At 68.1% G+C, this 17341-nt stretch carries 12 protein-coding genes; all 12 read left to right on the top strand.

Translation table 11 applies throughout. The features are described 5' to 3' along the window. Positions 1–116 precede the first annotated feature (116 nt). The 12 genes from TMO_RS17615 to TMO_RS17560 all read left to right on the top strand — a co-directional run bounded on the left by TMO_RS17615 (position 117) and on the right by TMO_RS17560 (position 17336). The gene (locus TMO_RS17615; RefSeq protein ID WP_014747014.1) at positions 117–1337 is read left to right on the top strand and encodes an ABC transporter substrate-binding protein; all 1221 of its coding nucleotides are present in this window, start codon (positions 117–119) and stop codon (positions 1335–1337) included. A gap of 249 nt (positions 1338–1586) precedes the next feature. After that, positions 1587–4136: a bifunctional lysylphosphatidylglycerol flippase/synthetase MprF gene (mprF, locus tag TMO_RS17610; RefSeq protein ID WP_014747013.1), complete on the top strand. Its 2550-nt coding sequence runs from the start codon at positions 1587–1589 to the stop codon at positions 4134–4136. Continuing rightward, complete coding sequence (locus tag TMO_RS17605; RefSeq protein ID WP_014747012.1) at positions 4133–4900, top strand: virulence protein; 768 nt, start codon at positions 4133–4135, stop codon at positions 4898–4900. Before mprF ends, TMO_RS17605 begins: the two co-directional genes overlap by 4 nt. 101 nt (positions 4901–5001) lie before the next feature. Continuing rightward, positions 5002–5970, top strand: coding sequence for an alpha/beta hydrolase (locus tag TMO_RS17600; RefSeq protein WP_014747011.1), 969 nt, complete (start codon positions 5002–5004; stop codon positions 5968–5970). Between the two features lie 21 nt (positions 5971–5991). Further along, complete coding sequence (locus TMO_RS17595; protein ID WP_014747010.1) at positions 5992–7347, top strand: methyl-accepting chemotaxis protein; 1356 nt, start codon at positions 5992–5994, stop codon at positions 7345–7347. A 218-nt stretch (positions 7348–7565) separates the two neighbouring features. Then, complete coding sequence (locus TMO_RS17590) at positions 7566–8411, top strand: MetQ/NlpA family ABC transporter substrate-binding protein (protein ID WP_014747009.1); 846 nt, start codon at positions 7566–7568, stop codon at positions 8409–8411. A 199-nt stretch (positions 8412–8610) separates the two neighbouring features. Beyond that, a complete protein-coding gene (locus tag TMO_RS17585) occupies positions 8611–9477 on the top strand; it encodes a MetQ/NlpA family ABC transporter substrate-binding protein (protein ID WP_014747008.1) in 867 nt (288 codons plus the stop codon). Positions 9478–9671: 194 nt separating this feature from the next. Next, positions 9672–12479 (top strand): [protein-PII] uridylyltransferase, encoded by a 2808-nt coding sequence (locus TMO_RS17580; RefSeq protein WP_416069007.1) that lies wholly within the window; start codon positions 9672–9674, stop codon positions 12477–12479. Between the two features lie 86 nt (positions 12480–12565). Further along, complete coding sequence (gene murJ, locus TMO_RS17575; protein ID WP_014747006.1) at positions 12566–14122, top strand: murein biosynthesis integral membrane protein MurJ; 1557 nt, start codon at positions 12566–12568, stop codon at positions 14120–14122. 126 nt (positions 14123–14248) lie between these two features. Then, the gene (locus TMO_RS17570) at positions 14249–15301 is read left to right on the top strand and encodes a LacI family DNA-binding transcriptional regulator (RefSeq protein WP_014747005.1); all 1053 of its coding nucleotides are present in this window, start codon (positions 14249–14251) and stop codon (positions 15299–15301) included. Positions 15302–15385: 84 nt separating this feature from the next. Beyond that, entirely contained in the window at positions 15386–16408 is a 1023-nt protein-coding gene (locus TMO_RS17565; RefSeq protein ID WP_014747004.1) for an ABC transporter substrate-binding protein, read from the top strand. 94 nt (positions 16409–16502) lie between these two features. Beyond that, positions 16503–17336: an ABC transporter permease gene (locus TMO_RS17560; protein ID WP_014747003.1), complete on the top strand. Its 834-nt coding sequence runs from the start codon at positions 16503–16505 to the stop codon at positions 17334–17336. The last annotated feature ends 5 nt before the right edge of the window (positions 17337–17341 follow it).

Raw genomic sequence — 17341 nt, 5'->3', positions numbered from 1 at the left:
AAATAATCTAACAACAGTTAGAATAAAGAACCGCCATCCACTCGGACCGGCGGCTCCGGTGGCACGCGCGGGCCCCTGGTTTCGCGCCGGAACCCATCGTCCTGGGGAGGACATCCATGACGTCTCGCTGGAGGACCGCGATCGCTGCGGCCGCTCTGATGCTGTTCCCTGCGGCCGGTCAGGCGCAGGTTTCCGACGATGTGGTCCGGATTGCGGTCATGAACGACCGCAGCGGTGCCTATGCCGATTTCGGCGGGGAAGGCTCGGTCGCCGCCGCCCGGCTCGCGGTCGAGGATTTCGGCCCCACCGTGCTCGGCAAGCCGATCGAGGTGATCTCGGGCGACCATCAGAACAAGCCTGATCTCGGCGTCTCTCTCGCCCGGCGCTGGGTGGATACCGAAGGCGTCGACATGATCATCGACTTCGGCAACTCGGCGGTCTCGCTCGCGGTGCAGGATCTGACCGCGGGCCGGCGCGTGGTCATGCATGTCAGCTCGGCCTCGGATGCGCTTTTCGGCCCGCGCTGCTCGCCCACCGGCTTTCTGTGGAATTACGACACCACGGCCATCGCCAATGCCATCGGCAAGGCCTCGGTCGAAGCCGGCAATGACAGCTGGTTCTTCATCACCGCCGATTATGCCTTCGGCCATGCCATGGAAGCGCAGCTCACCCGGGTGATCACCGCGGCCGGCGGCAAGGTGCTGGGCCAGGTACGCCATCCGGTCGGCAACACCGATTACAGCTCCTTCGTGTTGCAGGCTCAGGCATCGGGGGCGAAGATCATCGCCCTGCTGAATGCCGGCGGCGACACCACCAACACCATCAAACAGGCCGCCGAATTCGGCCTGGTCGCGGGCGGGCAGAAGCTGGCCGGCACCACCTTCTATATCCTGAACGTCCATGCGCTGGGTCTGGAAGCCGCGCAGGGCCTGCAGGTGGTGACCCCGTTCTATTGGGACCGGAATGATGCCTCGCGCGACTACACCGGTCGCTGGCGGGCGGCGATGAAGACCGACAAGGCCCCCACGCACAACCATGCCGGCGTCTACAGCGCCACCCTCTCCTACCTCAAGGCCATCCAGGCGGCCGGCACCGACGAGGCGATGGCGGTGTCGAAGAAACTCAAGGAGCTGCCGGTCGACGACTTCTTCGGCGAAGGCGCCCATGTCCGCGCCGACGGGCGGATGATGAAGGACCTGTTCCTGGTGCAGGTCAAATCGCCGGCCGAGTCCAAGGCCCCCTGGGACTATTACACTGTGCTGAACCGCATTCCGGCCGAACAGGTCGTCCGGCCGATGTCCGAAGGCGGCTGCCCGCTGGTGGCCGGCGCCTCCTGAGGCTCATCTGCGGAACCCGATCCCACGCGGAAGATTTCTTAACCACGGATGGCGTATCCCGTCGGGATCGATGATCCCGACGGGCGGGCCTGCCCGAAGGGCCGGTCTTCTTGTCGCTTGTCCCCCCGCGCAGACGGCCGGATAGTGTCGTTCCTTCATCCCGTCCGGCCCGGACGGGTAGAGGAATGTTCGCATCTGGCTGGTCCAGCGACGAGGAACGGGATGAACGGGCAAGGACGTTTGGCACGGTTGCTGGCACCCCAGATCCTGCGGCCGGCCGCAGCGATCGCGATGTTCGCCGTGTTCGGACTGGCGCTCTGGGTGATCCATTACGAAACCCGGACCATGTCCTTCGAGGACATCCGCGCCGCAATCGGCAATGTCGGCATGATCGACGTCGCCGCCGGCTGCGGGCTGACGGCGCTGTCCTTCCTGATGCTTATCGGCTTCGATGCGCTGGCGCTCAGATCCTCGGGGATCCGGGTGCCGTTCCCGCGCATCGCCTTTGCCGCCTTCTGCGCCCAGGCGATCAGCCATACGGCCGGTTTTGCCGCCCTGACCGGTACCTCCGTCCGGCTGCGCGTCTATGGCAATGCCGGCGTGCCGCCCGCCGCCGTGGCGAAGTTGATGGTGTTCTGCGCCACCGCCTTCACGCTGGGCGCCGTCACCCTGGGCGGGCTTGCCGGGCTGTTCGAAGGGACCAGGGTCGCAGCCGCGCTCAACCTGCCTGAAACCGTGGTCCATCTGACCGGCATTCTGGCGCTGGCGGTCTTTCTGATCTATGCCACGGCATCCGCGCGGGGGGCCGGCATCCATGTCCGCAGCTGGCGGATCGCCGTGCCGGCCCTGCCGGTCACGATCGGCCAGACCCTGCTCGCGATCGGCGATCTGATTGCTGCCGGTGCGGTGCTCTGGGTGCTGCTGCCGGCAGACCTGCCGCTGTCTTTCCCGGCCTTCCTGGGCCTCTATGTGGTCGCGATCGTGGCGGGCGTGCTGGCCCATGTCCCGGCGGGGCTCGGCGTGTTCGAAGGCATCGTCCTGCTCTTCCTGCCCGGCGTGCCGGCACCGGAAGTGCTGGGCGCGCTGGTCGTCTATCGTTTCGTCTACAACCTGGTGCCGCTGATCCTGGCCGCCACCCTGATCGCGCTCGCCGAGGCCGGCCGGGCGGCCGGGCGCATGGCGCCGGCGATCCGTCGGGCCGGGGCCGGTGCGGCCCAGATCGCGCCCATTGCCTTTGCCCTGCTCGCCATCGCTTCCGGCGCCGTTCTGCTCGCCTCGGCCGCGACCCCCGCCGCCACCGGCCGGCTCGATCTGCTGGACGGCCTGCCGCTGGTCGTGGTGGAAGCCTCGCATCTGGCCAGCGGCGTGGTCGGCCTGCTGCTGCTGGTGATCGCCCGCGGCCTCGCCCGCCGCGTGGACGCCGCCTGGATGGCCGCCACCATTCTTTCGGGCCTGGGCGCCGTCCTGTCGCTGCTCAAGGGGTGGGACTGGGAAGAGGCGATCCTGCTTGCCGTGGTGACGGGCCTTCTGGTCCTCGCGCGTCGGGCCTTCTATCGCCGCGGCTCGCTGCTGCGCCAGCCGATGACCCCGGCCTGGGTGGGCGCGCTCGCCATGATGGTGGGGGCGGCCGCCTGGCTCGCCTGGTTCTCGTTCCGTCACGAAGCCCTGTTCTCCCAGGGCCTGTTCACCTTTGCGCTCGAAGCCGAGGCACCGCGCAGTCTTCGGGCGACGGTCGCGGTGCTGGCGCTCGGGCTGGTGCTGTTCGCCGCCCGCCTCTTCGCCCCCGTCCGTGCCCGCCCCGGCCCCCCGACCGAGGAAGACCTGGTTCAGGCCGAACGGATCGTCGCGACCTCCACCTCCAGCGCCGCCCAGCTCGCCTTCACCGGCGACAAGAGCTTCATCTTCTCGGAATGCGGCGACGCTTTTGTGATGTATGCCGCCTCGGGCCGCTCGCTGGTCGCCATGGGCGACCCGGTCGGGCCGCGCCATGCCTGGGCCAATGTCGCCTGGATGTTCCGCGAACTCTGCGATGCCCATGGCGCGATCCCGGTCTTCTACCAGGTCTCGGCCGAGGCCCTGCCGCTCTATCTCGATCTGGGCCTCAGGATCGTGAAGCTCGGCGAGGAGGCGGTGGTGCCGCTCGCGCAGTTCTCGCTCGAAGGCAAGCCGCGGGCGGAGCTGCGCTATGCCCATCGCCGCGCGATCAAGGACGGCGCCAGTTTCGAGATGCTGGCCCCGGGCGAGGCGCGGCTGCTGATGCCCGAACTGCGCAAGGTCTCGGATGTCTGGATGGAGCAGCGTCAGGCACGCGAGAAGCGCTTCTCGCTCGGCCGGTTCGAGCCCGCCTATCTGAACCGCTGCCCGATCGCAGTCGTCCGCCAGAACGGCCGGATCGTCGCCTTCGCCAATCTCTGGCCGTCGGCCGGGCACGAGGAAATGGCGCTCGATCTGATGCGCCATCTGCCCGATGCGGGCTATGGAATCATGGACTACATGATGGTGGAGATCATGCTCCACGCCCGTGATGCCGGCTGGAAGTACTTCTCGCTGGGCATGACCCCCCTCGCCGGCCTGCCCGACAACCCGCTCGCCTCGGCCTGGAGCCGGGTCGGCACCTTCATCTACGAACACGGCGAGGGCATCTACAACTTCCAGGGACTGCGCCGCTTCAAGCAGAAATTCCTGCCCGACTGGCGGCCGCGCTACCTCGCCTCGCCTGGCGGCACCGCCCTGCCGCAGGTCGGGCTCGACGTCGTCGCACTCATCTCGGGCGGCATCAAAGGGGTCATCGGACGATGATCTGGCGGTCGCTGCGCCGGGTGGCGCATCTTGCAGTGCTGGTCCTGCTCTGCGCCGTCCATGGCGGCGCCGCGCAGGAACCCGAACACGATACGATCCGTGCCGACTGGCTGATCGACGAACCGGCCGACGGCGCACATGGTCCCCATGCCCGGGATCTGGCGGTGATCATCTCGGGCGATGGCGGCTGGGCCGATCTCGATCGCGATCTCGCCGCCCGCCTGGAAGCCCGCGGCGTCGCCGTGCTCGGCGTCGATGCGCTGCATTATTTCTGGACCCGCCGCACCCCCGACGAGGTGGCCCGCGATCTGGCGCCGCCGATCACCGATCGGATGGCCCGCTGGAAGCGCGACCGGTTGATCCTGATCGGCTTTTCTTTCGGCGCCGGCATCCTGCCCGATGTCGCAGCCCGGCTGCCCGGGGATCTGATCGACCGCTCGGTTCTGGCGGTGATGCTCACCTCAAACACCTGGGCGAACTGGGAGGTGCATCCGGGCGACTGGCTTCTGGACGAGCCGCACAAGGAATCGACCGATGTGGTGGCGCCCGCGCTGGCACTCGCCCATCCGCCGATCGTCTGCGTTTACGGAACCGACGAGACCGATGTCTCGGCCTGCCCCAAACTCACCGGCCATGCGACGGTGATTCCCCTGCCGGGCGGCCATCATTTCGACGGGGATTACGATCGTCTTGCCGATCTTGTGCTTGCGCATGTCGATGCCACCCCAACCGTCGCCGAGGCCGAAGCCGCCGCGGCGAAGTGAGCACATGTCCGCCAAGGTTGCCGTTGATCCCGACCCGTCTCCGGCGCAAAACTGTTGCCGCGGCCCCGCCGCACCCGGTGACCGATGGAGACCCCGCCCGCATGAGCAGCACCCGCAATCGCACCCCCGATCCCCAGGCGGCCTGGATCCTGGATCTGGTCAAGGCGTCCGGCCGCGATCCCTATCCGAAGATGGGGGTAGAGGCGGCACGCCGGATGTTCGACGAGGTGGTGGTGCTGCTGGATCTGCCCCGGGCGGAACTGCCGGTGGTCGAGGATCACACCCTGCCCGGGCCTGAGGGCATCGATCTGCCGGTCCGGCTCTACCGGCCGGCGGCCCTCGATCCCGATGCGGCTCCCCTGCCGGCCCTGCTTTACATTCACGGCGGTGGCTGGACCATCGGCAGCCTGAACGCCTATGACCGGCTCTGCCGCCATATCGCGGCGGCGGCCGGCATTGCGGTCATCTCGCTGGATTATCGTCTGGCGCCCGAACATCCCTTCCCGGCTGCGGTCGACGACGCGATCGCCGCCTGGGCCGCCCTGCCCGGGGCAGCCGCCCGCTTCGGCATCGATCCCGAACGCCTCGCGATCGGCGGCGACAGCGCCGGCGGCAACCTGTCGGCGGTGGTAGCACTCACGGCCCGGGACGACGGCATGCACCTGCCCCGGCTGCAATGGCTGGTCTATCCGGCCACCGACCTCGCCCATCGTCACCCGTCGCGCGACGATTTCGCCCAGGGGTATCTGCTCGACGACGCCACCATCACCTGGTTCCTGGACCAGTACCTGCCCGACCGGGCGGCGGCCGTCGACTGGCGGGCCTCGCCGCTCAGGGCCACGGATCACCGTGGCCTGCCGCCGGCGCTGATCGTCACCGCCGGGTGCGACCCGCTTGCCGATGAAGGCCAGGCCTATGCCGAGGCGCTCAGCCGGGCGGGTGTCACGGTCGAACACCGGGTCTATCCCGGCATGCTGCACGGTTTCATCAACACCGCGGGCGCGCTCGATCAGGCGCGCGACGCCGTCGCCCGTTCCATCGATGCGCTCAAGACCGCCTTGCGCGGCTGACACCGACCGGAGACCCCCATCGTGAACGCCCCCCTGGCCGCAGGCACCTCTGCCGGCGACGCGCTGATCGCCTATGTCGACGCCCTGACCCAGGGCCGCTATGACACCACGCCCCCCACGGCGAACGACCCGCTGGGCCTGGCCATTCTCCGCCTCGGCGCCCGGCTTGCCGAGCAGGCCCGTGAAGACACCGATCGCATCGTCGGTGCGTGCATCGACTCGGCCGAAGCCAGTGTGGGCGTGGTGCATGCCGTCGCGGCCGCCCGCGACCTGGAGGCGCGCACCGCCGGCGCCGCCTCGGCCGTGGCCGAACTTGCCGCCAGCGGCAACCGGGTGCGCGAGGGCGGGCGCCGGGCCGCAGAAGCGGCGGCCGTCGCCAATGAACAGGCGGAGGCCGGCGTGCGCCAGCTGCGTGCCTCGGCCCGGTCGGTCGCGACGCTCGCCGACGGCGTCACCGCGGCGGCCGGCCGGGTGGACGCCCTGGCGGCGGCATCCGAACAGATCGATGCCATCGTCGGTTCGATCGAGGCGATCGCCCGTCAGACCCGCCTGCTGGCGTTGAATGCGACCATCGAGGCCGCCCGGGCCGGTGAGGCCGGCAAGGGCTTCGCGGTCGTGGCATCGGAAGTGAAGAACCTGGCACAACAGACCGCTGCCGCCACCGACGACATCCGCTCGCGCATCGATGGGCTGCGCAGCGAGATGGCCGCGATCGTGGCGGTGATGGGCGATGGTGCCCGCGGTGCCGCCGAAGGCCGGGCCGCGATCGACGGGCTCGGCCGCGAGATCGAGGCCCTGGGCCGCGGCATTGCCGATGTTTCGCGCCAGATGGCCGAGATCGCCGGCGAGATCGACAGCCAGGGTGTGGCATCCGACCGTCTGGCCGGCGACATTGCGGCCCTGGCAGGCCTTGGTGCCGACAACCGCGCCGGCATCGAAGCCGTGGCCGACGCCCTCGACCATCTGGAAGGCCGCATCGCCCCGGCGCTGCAGGCACTGGCCGGCCGGCATTTCCCGGATCAGGTCGTGCGTCTGGCCAAGGCCGATCACGCCCTGTGGAAGAAGCGTCTGGCCGCAATGGCGACCGGCCGGGCGAAGCTGTCGGAAAGGGAACTGACCGATCACCATTCCTGCCGGCTGGGCCGCTGGTATTACGGTGACCAGTCTGCCGCCTGGAGGGGAGACGCAACTTTCCGTGCTCTGGAAAAGCCGCATGCGGCCGTCCACGACCACGGCCGCGAGGCGGCAAGGGCGATGGCGGCCGGTCGGCCGCGCGATGCCCTGGCGGCCCTGGACCGGCTGACCAGCGCATCAGGCGAAGTGTTGCAGCTTCTGGAACGTATGGCGCCAGAGGGTCGGCCGACCGGGCGGAACTGACCGCCACATCCCGGAAAACTGTTGACTATCAAGGGCTCCGACCACATCGTGTGCGAGCGGAAACGGGTTTGTGCCGGCGCAGGAGCCGCGGCCGGCATACCCGAGCTGCGGGTCTGTCATTTTGCATGACGCACCTCCCGTTCCGCCCGCGCAGGCGGGTGCTGCGGGTTCCGGGTCTGCCCGGCATACGCGGCCATCCACATGCGTGAGCACCTGGCATGCCCCGACTGTCCCGCCTTTTGCGCGCCATCCTGGCATCCGGCCTCCTTCCCCTGCTGCTGATCGCGTTTGCACTTGCGGGTTTTGTCACATATTCCGACGCCGCCACACCGGTGCAACAGCTGTCGCCGGTCCGCCTGGGCGTGATGAAGGGGCCGGAGACCGAAGTCGCCGAGGTGGTGAAGACGGTCGCCGCGGGCAAGGGCCTGACGGTGGAGCTTGTCACCTACACCGATTACAGCGAGCCCAATGCGGCGCTGGCGCGCGCCGAGATCGACGCGAACGCCTTCCAGCACCGGCCCTTCCTGGAAGCGGAGATGGCCGCCAAGGGCTATGACCTGGTCTCGGTCGGCTACACCATGGTCCAGCCGATGGGCATTTATTCCCGGACCTACAAACAGCTGCGCGACCTGCCGGATGGTGCCCGGATTGCAATCCCGGAAGACCTGAGCAATGGCGGCCGCGCCCTGCGCCTTCTGGCCGAGCGGGCGATGATCGGCCTGGCACCGGGGGCGAAGCTCACGCCCACGCCCAAGGACGTGATGATCAACACCCGCAGGTTCCAGTTCGTCCAGCTGCCGGCCGATCAGGTCGCCGGCGCCATCGATCTGGTGGATGCGGCGGCGATCAACGGCAACTACGCCCGGGCCGCCGGTCTTGATCCACGCCGTGACACCATCGCGGTCGAAAACCGGCGCAGCAACCCGTATGGCAACATCCTGGTCGTCCGCCGGGCGGATCAGGACCGGCTCGAGATCCATACCCTGCTCGAAGCCTTTCAGTCACCCGAAGTTGCAGCCTTCCTGAACACGCGCTTCGAGGGCGCCTTCCTCCCGGCCTGGTGAGCGGACGCATACCAGCGTCAGCATCCGGTGTGCGCCTGAAAATAACATTATATTATTGTATATATTTTTACATTGACTACATAAACTGTGGAATACATCGTTCCTACACGCTGTTCCGCGATATCATCGGAATGGGCCCGGCATTGCCTCTTCGCCGGTCGTTCTTCTCCCCGCAGGACCACCGCACAGGATCGCCATCATGTTCCGCTCCTTCGCCCAGCCGCGGCCCCGGCGCAAAACCGCCCTCGAAGATGGTCGCCGTCGCCTGTTCACCGCCATTCTGGGGCTTGCCGCCCTGGTCGCCGCCTTTGCCGCCGGCGGTCTCGCCGCCCGTGCGGCCGGGACCGAAACCGTCCGGCTGGGCGTCATCGCCGGCGCGGAAGAGGAAATCGCCGAGGTCGTGAAGCAGGTAGCCGCCCGCGACGGGCTGGAGGTCGAAATCGTCACCTTCCAGGACTACGTGCTGCCGAACGAGGCTCTGGCCGCCGGGGATCTGGATGCCAATGCCTTCCAGCACCAGCCCTATCTGGATGCCCAGATCGCGGCCCATGGCTATGACATCGTCAATGTCGGCTACACCATCGTCGAGCCGATCGGAATCTATTCCACCCGAGTAAAGCGCCTGGCCGATCTGGCCGAAGGGGCAAAGCTCGGCATCCCCAACGACCCGTCGAATGGCGGCCGTGTGCTGAACCTGCTGGCCCGGGAAGGCCTGATCGAGCTGGCCCCTGGCAAGGGGCTCACCCCCACCCTGCTCGACATCACCGCCAATCCGAAGAAGCTTGAGATCGTCGAACTGGATGCCGCCCAGCTGCCGCGTGCGGTGCCCGATCTGGATGCGGCGGCGATCAACGGCAATTACGCCCATGACGCCGGTTTCGACCCCACGAAGGATGCGATCGCGATCGAAAGCCGGACCGACAATCCCTATGGCAACTTCGTCGCCGCACGGGCGGCCGATGCCCAGGCGCCAAGGATCCGCAAGCTGGTGGCCGCCTACCAGTCCGACGAGGTGAAGGCCTTCCTGGCCGAGCGATTCAAGGGTGCGATCCTGCCGGCGTGGTAGGCCCGCCCGCACGCACGGCTCTGATTTCACCACGCAGGATCCAAGGGGTGACGGCGCCTCGCCTCCGCCCCATCTCTCAGGTAGTCTGACAAGGCCGGCCGCCCGTTACGGGACGACCGGCCTTCGCCGTTGCACGAGGATCCCCCGCCCCCGTCGCACATACCGCCGCCGTATCGCCGACATCCGAGGCCCCGATCCACATGACCGCCATCCGCAACAAGAGGCAGATCATCCACCGTCGTGCCCTGATGGCCGACATCGAGCAGCAGGTGGAGGAGACGGGCAAACCGGTCGAGAAGCTCCGGCGCGAGATCCTGAGCATGCTGAAAGAGCATCTGGCGAAGGGGCGGGAGGAGATCCGCAAACGCTTCGACGCCGGGGCCGACGGCGCCCATGTTGTGCGCGAGAACTGCTATCTGATCGACCAGATCGTGCGCACCCTGTTCGATCTGGCCACCACCCATGTCTATCCGGTCGCCAACCCAACCTCGGCCGACCGGCTGTGCCTGGTGGCGATCGGCGGCTATGGCCGCGGCGAGCTGGCGCCGCATTCCGATGTCGATCTGCTGTTCCTGATGCCCTACAAGCAGACCCCGCGCGGCGAGCAGGTGGCGGAATACATCCTCTATCTGCTCTGGGATCTGGGGCTCAAGGTCGGCCATGCGGTGCGCTCGGTCGATGAATGCATCTCGCGGGCGCGCGGCGACATGACCATCCGCACCAGCCTGCTGGAAAGCCGCCAGCTCTGCGGCGAGATGGTGCTGTACGAGGATCTGCGCCGCCGCTTCGCCACCGACATCATGGTCGGCACGGCGGGCGAGTTCATCGAGGCCAAGCTCAACGAGCGCGACGAGCGCCACCGTCGCATGGGCGACAGCCGCTATGTGCTGGAACCCAACGTCAAGGAAGGCAAGGGCGGGCTGCGCGACCTCCACACCCTGTTCTGGATCGCCAAATACTCCTACCGCGTCCACAACCTGTCGGACCTTGTCGAGCAGAAGGTCTTCACCGCCGGCGAATACCGGCGCTTCGCCAAGGCGCAGAACTTCCTGTGGACGGTACGCTGCCACCTGCACTACCTGGCCGGCCGCCCCGAGGACCGCCTGACCTTCGATGTCCAGACCGAGATCGGCCGGTTGATGGGCTATGCCGACCGGCCGGGCGTGCGCGGGGTCGAGCGCTTCATGAAGCACTATTATCTGGTCGCCAAGGATGTGGGCGACCTGACCCGGATCCTGTGCGCGGCACTGGAAAGCGCCAATCAGCGCCAGCCCAAGATCCGCATGCCCAGCATCCTGATGCGGCGCGAGATCGACGGCTTCCGGATCGAAGGCGGCCGGCTGACACTCGCGAACCGCCACGAACTCGCCGAACAGCCGATCAAGATGCTGAAGCTGTTCCGGGTGGCCCAGAGCCGCGAGATGGACGTCCATCCGCAGATCCTGCGCTGGATCACCCAGAACCTGAAATACATCGACGACGGCGTGCGCGAGGATCCGTCGGCCAACCAGGTCTTTCTCGACATCCTGACCTCGCCCAAGGACCCGGAAGCGACGCTGCGCCACATGAATGAGGCCGGTGTCTTCGGTCGCTTCATTCCGGATTTCGGCCGCGTCGTCGCCCAGACCCAGCACGACATGTACCATGTCTATACGGTCGACGAGCACACAATCCGGGCGATCGGCATCCTGTCGGGGATCGAAAAGGGCAACTTCCCCGACGAACTGCCGCTCGCGACCCGGATCGTGCACGAGGTGCTGTCGCGCCGGGTGCTTTATATGGCAGTTCTGCTCCACGACATCGCCAAGGGGCGTGGCGGCGATCATTCCGTGCTGGGAGAAGAGGTCGCCCGCAAGCTCTGCCCCAGGGTCGGCCTGACGCCCGAGGAAACCGAGACCGTCGCCTGGCTGGTGCGCTGGCACCTGCTGATGAGCGCGGTCGCCTTCAAACGCGACATTGAAGATCCGAAGACCGTCCACGACTTCGCCGATCAGGTCCAGTCGATGGAGCGGCTGCGCCTGCTGACCGTGCTGACGGTCGCCGATATCCGTGCCGTCGGCCCCAATGTCTGGAACGGCTGGAAGGGCACGCTGCTGCGTGAACTCTATTATCGCGCGGCCGAACAGCTCTCGGGCGGCCATGTCGAGGGGCTGAACCGTGCCGGCCGGATCCAGGCGGTGCAGGACAAGCTGCGCGAACGCCTGGCCGACTGGACCGGCGCCGCCTTCCAGGCCCATGTCGAGCGCATGCCCGGATCCTATTGGCTGGCCCATGATGCCGAGGTGCTGGAACGCCATGCCCGCCTGGTCGCCAAAGCCGACCGCCAGGGTCCGGCGCCGCTGGTGATCGACGTCGCCCCCGACCGCTTCCGGTCCGTGGCTGCGATCACGGTCTATGCCCCCGATCATCACGGCCTGTTCGCCGGCGTCGCCGGTGCCATGGCGCTGGCCGGCGGCAACATCGTCGATGCCCGCATCGTCACAACCACCGACGGCATGGCGCTCGACACCTTCTGGGTGCAGGACTCCGACCGCTCCGCCTATGACGACGAGGTCCGGGTCGCCAGGATGCGCGATCTGGTCGGGCGGACGCTGTCGGGCGAACTCAGGCCCGCCAAGGCGCTGGCTGCCCGGCGCGACGGGCCCAAGCGCACCGACGTGTTCCAGGTCACCCCCCGGGTGCTGATCGACAACCGCGCAAGCAACACCCAGACGGTCATCGAGGTGACCGCCCGCGACCGGCCGGGCCTGCTGTTCGCGATCACCAGCGTGCTCTCGGATCTGGCGCTCACCATCTCGTCGGCCCATGTCGCGACCTATGGCGAGCGGGCGGTCGACACTTTCTACGTCAAGGACGTGTTCGGCCTGAAGATCACCCATCAGGGCAAGCTGACCCGGGTGCGGGAAGAACTGCTGGCCGCACTCGATGCGGCGGGGCCGGTGATCGCCGATGACGGCACCATCCGCAGCACCGCCACCGCCGCCGGCGACGCCGCCGAATGATCGGCCACGGGGCAGCCCTGGGGCTGCCCCGTCGTCCCATTGATGCCCCTTCCCGCCGGACGCGGTTTCGGATACACCCGCACCTCATGAACCTGATGCGCGCCGCGGCCACGGTGGGTGGCCTCACCATGATGTCGCGGATCCTCGGATTCGCGCGCGATGTCCTCGTGGCCGGCCTGCTGGGTGCGGGTGCGGCGGCGGACGCCTTTTTCGTGGCCCAGAAGCTGCCGAACCTGCTGCGGCGCATGTTCGCCGAAGGCGCGTTCAGCGCCGCCTTCGTGCCGATCTACAACCGCATCCGGGTAGAAAGCGGTCCGGCCGCGGCTCATGCCTTCGCCGAAGCCGCCCTGTCGGTTCTGGTCTGCAGCCTGCTGGTGATCCTGCTTGCGGCCCAGGCGGCGATGCCCTGGGTGGTGACGGTTTTCGCCCCCGGCTTTTCGGACGACCCTGAGAAATTCAACCTTGCCGTTGATCTCGCCCGGATCGTCTTCCCCTATATCGTGTTCATCTCGGCCGTGGCCCTGGTCGGGGGCGTGCTGAACTCGCTCGGCCGGTTCGGCGCCTTTGCCGGCGCACCGGTGCTGTTCAACCTCTGCCTGATCGCCGGTTGCGTGGTCTCGCTGCAGCACTGGGTCGATGCCGATCCGGCGGTGGTCCAGGCCTGGGCGCTGATGCTGTCGGGCATGGTGCAGCTGGGGGCGATGCTGGTCGCCGCCAACCGCGCCGGTGCCGAACTGCGCTTCCGCCTGCCACGGCTGACGCCCGAGGTGAAGCGCCTGCTGAAGGTCGCGGCACCGGCGGCGCTGGGCGCCGGCGTCTATCAGGTGAACGTGCTGGTCGACACCATGATCGCCTCGCTGCTTGCGGAAGGCACGGTGTCGGCGCTCTATTATGCCGACCGGCTGGTGCAGCTGCCCCTGGGTGTGGTCGGCATCGCGGTCGGCACAGCCCTGCTGCCGCTGCTCTCCACCCGGATCAAGGAAGGCGCGCTCGACGACGCCCGCAACCACATGAACCGGGCGATGGAGATGACCCTGCTGGTGGCGCTGCCGGCCCTGGTCGGCCTTGCCACCCTGGGCATGCCGATCGTCGCCACCCTGTTCGAGCGCGGCGCCTTTACACCCGAGGCCACCACCCGCACCGTCGAGGTGATGACCGTGCTCGCTTTCGGCCTGCCGGCCTTCGTGCTCGCCAAGGTGTTGAGCCCGGGCTTCTATGCCCGCGAGGATACCGCCACCCCCACCCGTTATGCGGTGGTGGCGCTGGTCGCCAATGTGGTGCTGAACCTGGCCTTCATGCAGCCTCTGGCGCATATGGGCATCGCGCTTGCGACGGCGCTCTCGGCCTGGATCAACGTCTTCCTGCTCGCCCGCCGGCTCAACCGCGACCGGCTTCTGGTGGGCGATGCCCGGCTGCGCCGCACCCTGCCCAGGATCCTGCTCGCCAATCTGCTGTTCGCGGCCGCCATCCTGGGCGTGCTCGAAGCGCTGCCGCCCTTCGGCACCATGCCCCATGCCGCCCGGGTGCTCTGGCTCACCCTGCTGATCGGCGCGACCATCCCGGTCTATGTGGCCTTCAGCCTGATCACCGGCGCCGCGCGCCTGCAGGATTTCAAGGGCATGCTGCGCCGCCGCAAGCGCTGACCGTCATCGGGCGGTCACATGCCTGCCGTGCAAACTTCATGATGTAAACGTTTACCCACGGATCGATCTGCCGCATTCTCTGGGGGACGAGAGATGACCGATCCCCCGCCGGAGGTCTCGAGACCCATGTCCCCCACCATCCGCGACGTCGCGCTCAAGGCGGGCGTGTCGGTCGCCAGCGTGTCACGCCTGCTGAACGGTACCGGTCGTGTCGGTGCCGAGACCGCGGCGCGCATCCGCCAGGCGGTGGAAGATCTGGGCTTCCGGCCGAACGGGCTGGGCCGCAGCCTCAAATCCCAGCGCAGCCGGCTGATCGGAGTGATGATCCCGTCGCTGGCCAACCCGGTCTTCGCCGATGCGGTGGCCGGTATCGAAACTGCCGCCCGCGCCGCGGGCTTCACCCTGCTTTTCGGCGTCTCGGGCTATCACGCCGAAGAAGAGGTCCGCGCGGTCGAGGCGCTGCTGGCCTACCGGGTCGACGGCATGATCCTGACCGTCACCGACCCCGCCGGCAGCCAGGCGCTCGACGCCCTCGAAGCCGCCCGGGTGCCGCATGTCCTGGTCTACAACCAGCCGACCCCCGGCCGCGCGCCGACGGTCACGGTCGACAACGAGGGCGCCGGTCGGGCGGTCGCCCGCCATTTCTGCGGGCTTGGTCATCGCCGGCTCGGCATGATCACCGGGGCGCTCGGCGGCTCGGATCGCGCTGCCGCGCGGCTGCGCGGCTTTCTGGCCGGTGCGGCCGAAGCGGGGCTGCCGGCGCCCGCCGTACGCGAGGTGGAATTCGAGACCCCGGACCCGGATGCCGCCCTCGACGCCATGGCCGATGAGCCGGGCGGCCTGCCGACGGCGCTGTTCTGTTCGAACGACTGGCTGGCCATCGCCACGATCGGCGCCCTCGCCCGCCGCGGCCTCGCGGTCCCCGGCGATGTGGCGGTGACCGGTTTCGACGGCATCGCGGTCGGCGCCCATCTGACGCCCCCGCTCGCCACCATCGTCCAGCCCTCGGCCGAGATGGGCCGGCAGGCGGCCCTTCGGCTGATCGCCATGCTCGGCGAGGCAGAGGGCCAGGCGGGCGATCTGATCCTGCCCTTCACCTTCAGGCCCTCAGGCCCCCAGGCCGGACCGGCCTCTCCCCATTCCGGGCGCCCCAGAGAAGAGCGCGCGGACACGATGTGACCGGAACGGCGGGACGCACTGCCAGGCACATTCCCGCCGCCCCGGTCGCCACCGACCACGACGCCAACGAGGACACGTCGACCCATGATCGGTACCGCTCTGAAATCCGTGGCCGCTGCGGCCGGGCTGATCCTAGCCGCCGCCACGATCCCCGCGCAAGGCGCCGCCGCCGCGGACGCCATCTGCTACAACTGCCCGCCCGAATGGGCGGACTGGGCGTCGCAGCTGGCGGCGATCAAATCCGAGCTGGGGCTGGACGTGCCCCATGACAACAAGAATTCGGGCCAGACCCTGGCCCAGCTTGCGGCCGAGCGCGCCAATCCGGTTGCCGATGTCGCCTATTACGGCGTCTCCTTCGGCATCCAGGCCGCCGAACAGGGGCTGGTGGAGCCCTACCGCCCGGCTGGTTTCGACGAGATCGACCCCGGTCTCAAGGCCGCGGACGGCAGCTGGTTCTCGATCCATTCGGGCACGATCGGCCTGTTCGTGAACAAGGCCGCGCTGGGCGACCTGCCGGTACCGCAGAGCTGGGAAGACCTGCTCAACCCGCAATATGAGGGCATGGTCGGCTATCTGGATCCGACCAGCGCCTTCGTCGGCTATGCCGGCGCGGTTGCGATCAACCGTGCCTTCGGCGGCGATTTCACCAACTGGCAGCCGGGCATCGACTTCTTTAAGAAGCTGGCCGGCAACGACCCGATCGTGCCCAAGCAGACCTCGTATGCCCGGGTCCTGTCGGGTGAGATCCCGATCATGATCGATTATGACTTCAACGCCTATCGCGCCCGCTACAAGGACAAGGGCGACGTCGAATTCGTAATCCCCAAAGAGGGCACGCTGGTCGTTCCTTACGTGATGAGCCTGGTCAAGGGCGCGCCGCATGCCGATAACGGCCGCAGGATCCTGGACTTCGTGCTCTCGGAAAAGGGCCAGTCGCTCTGGGCCAATGCCTATCTGCGCCCGGTGCGCGAGGTGAAGCTGCCGGCCGAGATTGAGGCCCGCTTCCTGCCCGCCGCCGATTACGCCCGGGCAAAGCCGGTCGATTATGCCGCGATGGCCGCCGGCCAGAAGGCTTTCGCCGAAACCTATCTCGCCGAGGTGAAGTGAGGGTCGCCGGGACGGCCGCCGCTTCACCCCGCCCATGATCCACGACCCGCTGGCACCCGCCGGCGGGTCACCTTTTCACGTGGAACACCGACCGATGTCATCCGCCTCGGGCCGCGACACCCCGCGCCTGGTCCTGATGCTGCTGCCGGCCGGGATCGTGCTCGCCGCCTTCCTTCTGGTGCCGCTGGTCCGTCTCGCCATTGCCGGCGCCTCGGGGCCGGACGGCATCGCGGCCTATTTTTCGATCCTGACCAACCCCCGCCATGGCCACGACACGGTGATGACCTTCGTCCTCGCCGTGACCGTCACGCTGGCCGCACTCGTGATCTCGACCATCGCCGGGCTGTTTCTGGCCCGCCATGTCTTCCCGGGCCGGTCGGCGCTGATTGCCATGCTCACCTTCCCTCTCGCCTTTCCGGGCGTGGTGGTGGGCTTTCTGGTGATCATGCTCGGCGGCCGGCAGGGCCTCGCCAATCTGGTCTCGAAGGCCCTGACCGGCGACAGGCTGGTCTTCGCCTATTCGGCCGCCGGCCTGTTCGTCGGCTATCTCTATTTCTCGATTCCGCGAGTGATCCTGAACGTCATGGCCGCGGCGGAAACGCTGGACCCGTCGCTGCCGGAAGCCGCCCGCTCGCTGGGGGCCGGGGCGGTCAGGGTGTTCCTCTCGGTCACCCTGCCGGCGCTGATGCCGGGGCTGATCGCCAGCGGCGCGATCTGCTTCGCCACCGCCATGGGCGCCTTCGGAACCGCCTTCGCGCTCGCCACCGACATCGCGGTGCTGCCGATGACCATCTATACGGAATTCACCCTGCAGGCGAACATCGCCGGCGCCTCGGCCCTGGCCCTGGTGCTGGGGCTGATCACCTGGGCGACGCTGTTCATCGCCCGCACCCTCGGCGGCCGCGGCGCGGCTGCGGGGGGCGGCTGATGGCC

The sequence above is a fragment of the Tistrella mobilis KA081020-065 genome, assembly GCF_000264455.2.
Taxonomy (GTDB): Bacteria; Pseudomonadota; Alphaproteobacteria; order Tistrellales; family Tistrellaceae; genus Tistrella; species Tistrella mobilis.
This window is presented reverse-complemented; position numbering and strand designations above follow the sequence as displayed.

What these genes read in the sequence shown, in the direction of transcription:
- TMO_RS17615 (WP_014747014.1), top strand. Translation starts at nt 117, where the DNA reads ATGACGTCTCGCTGGAGGACCGCGATCGCTGCGGCCGCTCTGATGCTG.
- TMO_RS17605 (WP_014747012.1), top strand. Translation starts at nt 4,133, where the DNA reads ATGATCTGGCGGTCGCTGCGCCGGGTGGCGCATCTTGCAGTGCTGGTC.
- TMO_RS17600 (WP_014747011.1), top strand. Translation starts at nt 5,002, where the DNA reads ATGAGCAGCACCCGCAATCGCACCCCCGATCCCCAGGCGGCCTGGATC.
- TMO_RS17590 (WP_014747009.1), top strand. Translation starts at nt 7,566, where the DNA reads ATGCCCCGACTGTCCCGCCTTTTGCGCGCCATCCTGGCATCCGGCCTC.
- TMO_RS17585 (WP_014747008.1), top strand. Translation starts at nt 8,611, where the DNA reads ATGTTCCGCTCCTTCGCCCAGCCGCGGCCCCGGCGCAAAACCGCCCTC.
- murJ (WP_014747006.1), top strand. Translation starts at nt 12,566, where the DNA reads ATGAACCTGATGCGCGCCGCGGCCACGGTGGGTGGCCTCACCATGATG.
- TMO_RS17570 (WP_014747005.1), top strand. Translation starts at nt 14,249, where the DNA reads ATGTCCCCCACCATCCGCGACGTCGCGCTCAAGGCGGGCGTGTCGGTC.
- TMO_RS17565 (WP_014747004.1), top strand. Translation starts at nt 15,386, where the DNA reads ATGATCGGTACCGCTCTGAAATCCGTGGCCGCTGCGGCCGGGCTGATC.
- TMO_RS17560 (WP_014747003.1), top strand. Translation starts at nt 16,503, where the DNA reads ATGTCATCCGCCTCGGGCCGCGACACCCCGCGCCTGGTCCTGATGCTG.